At 65.2% G+C, this 4248-nt stretch carries 5 protein-coding genes and 1 pseudogene; 2 read left to right on the top strand and 4 right to left on the bottom strand.

Going from position 1 to position 4248, the window contains the following annotated elements; all coding sequences use genetic code 11:
• The 4 genes from mtaB to DH10_RS35795 all read right to left on the bottom strand — a co-directional run.
• The coding region (mtaB, locus tag DH10_RS35810; protein WP_192385949.1) for a tRNA (N(6)-L-threonylcarbamoyladenosine(37)-C(2))-methylthiotransferase MtaB at positions 1-1046 on the bottom strand (1046 nt) is incomplete at its 3' end.
• On the bottom strand, positions 1046-1930 hold the full coding sequence (dapF, locus tag DH10_RS35805) for a diaminopimelate epimerase (protein WP_192246418.1): 885 nt from the start codon (positions 1928-1930) through the stop codon (positions 1046-1048). The genes dapF and mtaB, both read right to left, overlap by 1 nt.
• A gap of 113 nt (positions 1931-2043) precedes the next feature.
• Positions 2044-2205, bottom strand: coding sequence for a DUF1328 domain-containing protein (locus tag DH10_RS35800; RefSeq protein ID WP_192246416.1), 162 nt, complete (start codon positions 2203-2205; stop codon positions 2044-2046).
• Positions 2206-2278: 73 nt separating this feature from the next.
• Complete coding sequence (locus tag DH10_RS35795) at positions 2279-3289, bottom strand: MBL fold metallo-hydrolase (RefSeq protein WP_192246414.1); 1011 nt, start codon at positions 3287-3289, stop codon at positions 2279-2281.
• A gap of 128 nt (positions 3290-3417) precedes the next feature.
• Here DH10_RS35795 and DH10_RS35790 point away from each other — a divergent pair, with 128 nt between their 5' ends.
• Both DH10_RS35790 and DH10_RS35785 read left to right on the top strand, forming a co-directional pair.
• Positions 3418-3861, top strand: coding sequence for a VOC family protein (locus tag DH10_RS35790; protein ID WP_312891230.1), 444 nt, complete (start codon positions 3418-3420; stop codon positions 3859-3861).
• Between the two features lie 190 nt (positions 3862-4051).
• Positions 4052-4248, top strand: a pseudogene (locus tag DH10_RS35785) (hypothetical protein); the annotation flags it as partial.

The following is a 4248-nucleotide window of genomic DNA, read 5'->3' as shown; positions in this document are numbered from 1 at the left end:
ACCTGCGGCATGCGCGCGGCGGGCGTGCCTTCGCGCGGGCTGAACGGGAAGACGTGGAGATGCGTCAGGCCGCATTCCTCGACGATTTTCTCCGAATTCTCGAACATCGCCTCGGTCTCGGTCGGGAAGCCGGCGATGATATCGGCGCCGAAGACGATGCCGGGGCGCAGCTTGCGCACGTCCTCGCAGAAGCGGATCGACTGGTCGCGCAAATGCCGGCGCTTCATGCGCTTCAGGATCATGTCGTCGCCCGACTGCAGCGACAAATGCAGATGCGGCATCAGCCTGGGTTCCGTGGCGATGGCGTCGAGCAGGTCGTCGTCGGCCTCGATGGAATCGATCGAGGACAGCCTGAGCCGCTTCACGTCGGGCACCTGGCGCAGGATCGTCTTCACCAGCTTGCCGAGCTTCGGGCTGCCGGGCAGGTCGGCGCCGAAGCTGGTCATGTCGACGCCGCTCAGCACGATCTCGGCGTAGCCGTTATTGCTGAGGCGCTTGACCTGCTCGACCACGGCGCCCATCGGCACCGAGCGCGAATTGCCGCGGCCGTAAGGGATGATGCAGAAGGTGCAGCGATGGTCGCAGCCGTTCTGCACCTGCACGAAGGCGCGCGCCCGCCCTTCGATGGCGTCGACCATGTGACTCGCCGTCTCGCGCACCGAGAAGATGTCGTTGACGCGCGCCTTCTCGGTGTCGTTGACGCCGAAATCGGGCAGCGCGCGGTAGGAGTTCGCCTTGAGCTTCTCCTCATTGCCGAGCACGAGATCGACCTCGTCCATGGCGACGAAATTCTGCGGTTCGGTCTGCGCCGCGCAACCGGTGACGATGATGCGCGCCTCAGGGTTCTCGCGGCGCGCCTTGCGGATCGCCTGCTTGGCCTGGCGCACCGCCTCGGCGGTGACGGCGCAGGTGTTGAAGATGACGGCGCCGCCTTCCAGTGTGCCGAGGCCGGCGCTTTCGGCCTCGCGGCGCATCACCTCGGATTCATAGGTGTTGAGGCGGCAGCCGAACGTGACGACGTCGACACCCTTTTGAAGAGCGGACATCAGGCGGCGCTTTCGGTATCGCGGGCCCAGGCGCCGGTCGATGGGTCGAAGCTGCCGGAAAACTCCCATTCGGCAGCGCCCGTCAGGATGACGTGGTCGTCGTCGCGCCACTCGACATGCAGCTCGCCGCCGCCGGGCGTGAGCAGCGACACGCTGCGGCCGGTGCGCTTGGTGCGGGCGGCAGCAACTACAGAGGCGCAAGCGGCCGAGCCGCAGGCCTTGGTCAGGCCGGCGCCGCGCTCCCAGGTGCGGATCACCATGGTTTGCGGCGAGGTGACCTGAGCGATGGTGATGTTGGCGCGCTCGGGGAAGATTGGATGGTTCTCGAGCAGCGGGCCGAAACGGTCGAGCTCATAGGACCAGACGTCGCGGTCGACCCAGAAGATGGCGTGCGGATTGCCCATCGACACAACAGAGGGCGAGTGCAGCACCGGCGCGTCGATCGGGCCGATCTGCAGTTCGATCATGCGCGTGTCGCGGAATTCCTCGGCGAGCGGGATTTCCTGCCAGCCGAAGCGCGGCTTGCCCATGTCGACCGAGATCGTGCCGTCGGCATGTTCCTTTGCGTTGAGGATGCCGGCGCGGGTCTCGAAGGTGAAAATCTTCTGGCCCGTCTCGGCGGCCAAAGCCTGCACCACGCAGCGCATGCCGTTGCCGCAGGCCTGCGCCCCGGAGCCGTCGGAATTCAATATGTCGACATAGTAGGCGGTGCCCGCCGTCCTCGCGTCATGGATCGCCATGATCTGGTCGAACTTCGTCGCGGCATCGGCATTGAGCGCGATCGCGGCGGCCGCCGTCACCCTGTCGGCACGCCCGCGCATGTCGGCGACGATGATCTCGTTGCCGATGCCGTTCATCTTGGCGAAGGGGGCGGTGCCTGCCATCGATCCCGTCATTTCCGTGTCCGTTTGGCGCTATATGGCGGAAACGGGCAGGAATTACCAGTCCGGCGCGGCCTGACGGCGAAGGCGCCGGACCTACGGCGAAGACGCCGAGCCTAGGTTACCGCGAAGACGCCGAGCACGAGCAGCAGGAACAGGATCAGCACGATGCCGATCAAGACGCGCGCGCCCAGGGCGGCGGCACCGGCCAGCGCCGGCATGCCGAGCAGGCTCGCGGCGGCTGCGACAATCAGAAGGATGATGATCCACTTGATCATGAGACGGGCTCCCTGCCGAATTGTGTCAAGAAAGCAACGCAGCCATGCGCTTCGGGTTCCGCTGCCTGGCGGGCTAGGCGGACGGCACATCCCACACTTCGCCCGGGCGCATGGCGCGAAAACGCTCGCGGGAAATGCCTTCGGCGGCCAATGCCTCGGCCAGCTTTTGCTCCGGCTCCTCGATCGGCTCGTCGGTGAGCTGGAAGGTGCCCCAGTGGCAGCCGGCGGCATGGGCGGCGTTGCTCAGCTTCATGCCCTGCACGGCTTCCTCCGGGTTCTGGTGCTGCGGCGCCATGAACCAGCGCGGCTCATAGGCGCCGATCGGCAGGATGGCCAGCCGAAAACCGCCATGCTTTTCCGCCATCTGGCGGTAGTTGGCGCCGCCATGGAAGCCGGTGTCGCCGGCGAAATAGACCTTGCCGCCAGGTGTCTCGATAACGAAGCCCGCCCACAGTGCCATGCGGCGGTCGCGCGCGGCGCGCGCCGACCAGTGGTGCGTCGGCTCGATGTGGATGGCGGCGCCGTTGCCGACTTCGATCCTGTCGCCCCAATCATGCGCCGACGTTCGCATGCCGGGCACGGCGGCGCCGATGATTGCGTCGTTGCCGAGCGGCATGAGCACCCGCGGGTCGTGGCTTTGCTTCAGCCGCTTGAGCGTCGCGAGGTCGAGGTGGTCGTAGTGATTGTGGCTGACCAGCACCAGGTCGATCGGCGGCAAGTCGGAGAAGGCGATGCCAGGCACATTGACCCGCTTCGGCCCGGCGAAGGCGAAGGGCGAAGCGCGCTCCGACCAGACCGGGTCGGTCAGGATGTTCAGCCCGGCCGTCTGGATGAGCAGCGAGGCGTGACCGACCATGGTGAGCCGAAGCGCCGTGCCTTCGGTCCTCTTGTCGGGTTTTGCTTGCGGAAAAGGGCTTGGAAAGGCCGCCGGCCATTTCGATCGTCCGCCGCTCAACTGCCATTTCAAGAGGTCGGCGAAACGCCCGGGCGGCCTGCCGTCGGGATTGAAAAAGAGTGTGCCGTCGAAGTGATCGCTGGGCGGGCCGCTGTAATAGCGGTTGGCTGCTCTTGTTCTTGCGGCCATCGTTCTCCGCCACTCTTCGTCCCTCGCCCTGAGATAAGGACGCCACCGCCTGGCGCAAGCATTTTGCTGGCGAATGCCAAGGGCTAAAGGGCGGCTTCGACTAGGATCGGCATGTGGAGGACACCACCGTGGCAAAGAAGCGGACCAAGACACCGTGGATGAAGGCCGAGGATTTCGGCCGCTCGCTGCCGAGTGGGCTGGGCGTCAACCTTCTGGTCACCGACATGGCGGCGATGGAAGCCTTCTGCCGCGACGTGCTCGACGCCCGTATCATCTACGCCGACGAGGATTTTGCGGCGATCGAGCTGCTGGGCTCGACCTTCATGCTGCATGCCGACCACTCTTATCTCGACAATCCTATGACCGGCGTGACTACAGGCGCCGAAACGCGCGGCGCTGGTATCGAGCTACGTCTCTATGGCACCGATCCGGATGCGGTCGAGAAAAGGGCTGCAGCACTCGGCCACATCGTGCTGGCGGGCTCCATCGACAAGCCGCATGGCTTGCGCGAATGCTATATCGTCGGTCCGGACGGTTATGTCTTCGTGCCCAGCGCGCGGCTGCAAGCCTGAGATTTCAAGAGGTTACGGTCCAGCTTCTCGACCCGACCTGGGTGAGGAAGATGGTTGCGATAAATTTGCAACAGCGGCTCCGAAAACCCTATTTTAACCATATCGGGTTGAAATTCTGCCACCTTCGCCATCTTGGTGAAGCAGGTATTTACGCGGACGGCGCCCCCCACCGGATCCGACGGAGGTTGGAATGACTTTTTCGAAGACTGGCCTTTTGGCCATATCGCTGGCCGCGCTCGTTGCGAGCGGCTGCTCGACCTCGCGCTTCTCGTCGATGGATGACCAGCAGCCGGCGCCGCTCACGCCGGCGCCTTCCGGCACGGTGACGCAGAATCAGCTGCCGCCGCCGGCCGCGCCCGGCACCACCGACCCGTCGCAATTCCCGAC

It is taken from the genome of Mesorhizobium silamurunense (assembly GCF_014843825.1).
In the GTDB taxonomy this organism is placed as follows: domain Bacteria; phylum Pseudomonadota; class Alphaproteobacteria; order Rhizobiales; family Rhizobiaceae; genus Mesorhizobium; species Mesorhizobium silamurunense.
Note: the sequence above shows the minus strand (reverse complement) of the source record. Positions and strands in the feature narration are given on the sequence as shown.

What these genes read in the sequence shown, in the direction of transcription:
- dapF (WP_192246418.1), bottom strand. Translation starts at nt 1,930, where the DNA reads ATGGCAGGCACCGCCCCCTTCGCCAAGATGAACGGCATCGGCAACGAG.
- DH10_RS35800 (WP_192246416.1), bottom strand. Translation starts at nt 2,205, where the DNA reads ATGATCAAGTGGATCATCATCCTTCTGATTGTCGCAGCCGCCGCGAGC.
- DH10_RS35795 (WP_192246414.1), bottom strand. Translation starts at nt 3,289, where the DNA reads ATGGCCGCAAGAACAAGAGCAGCCAACCGCTATTACAGCGGCCCGCCC.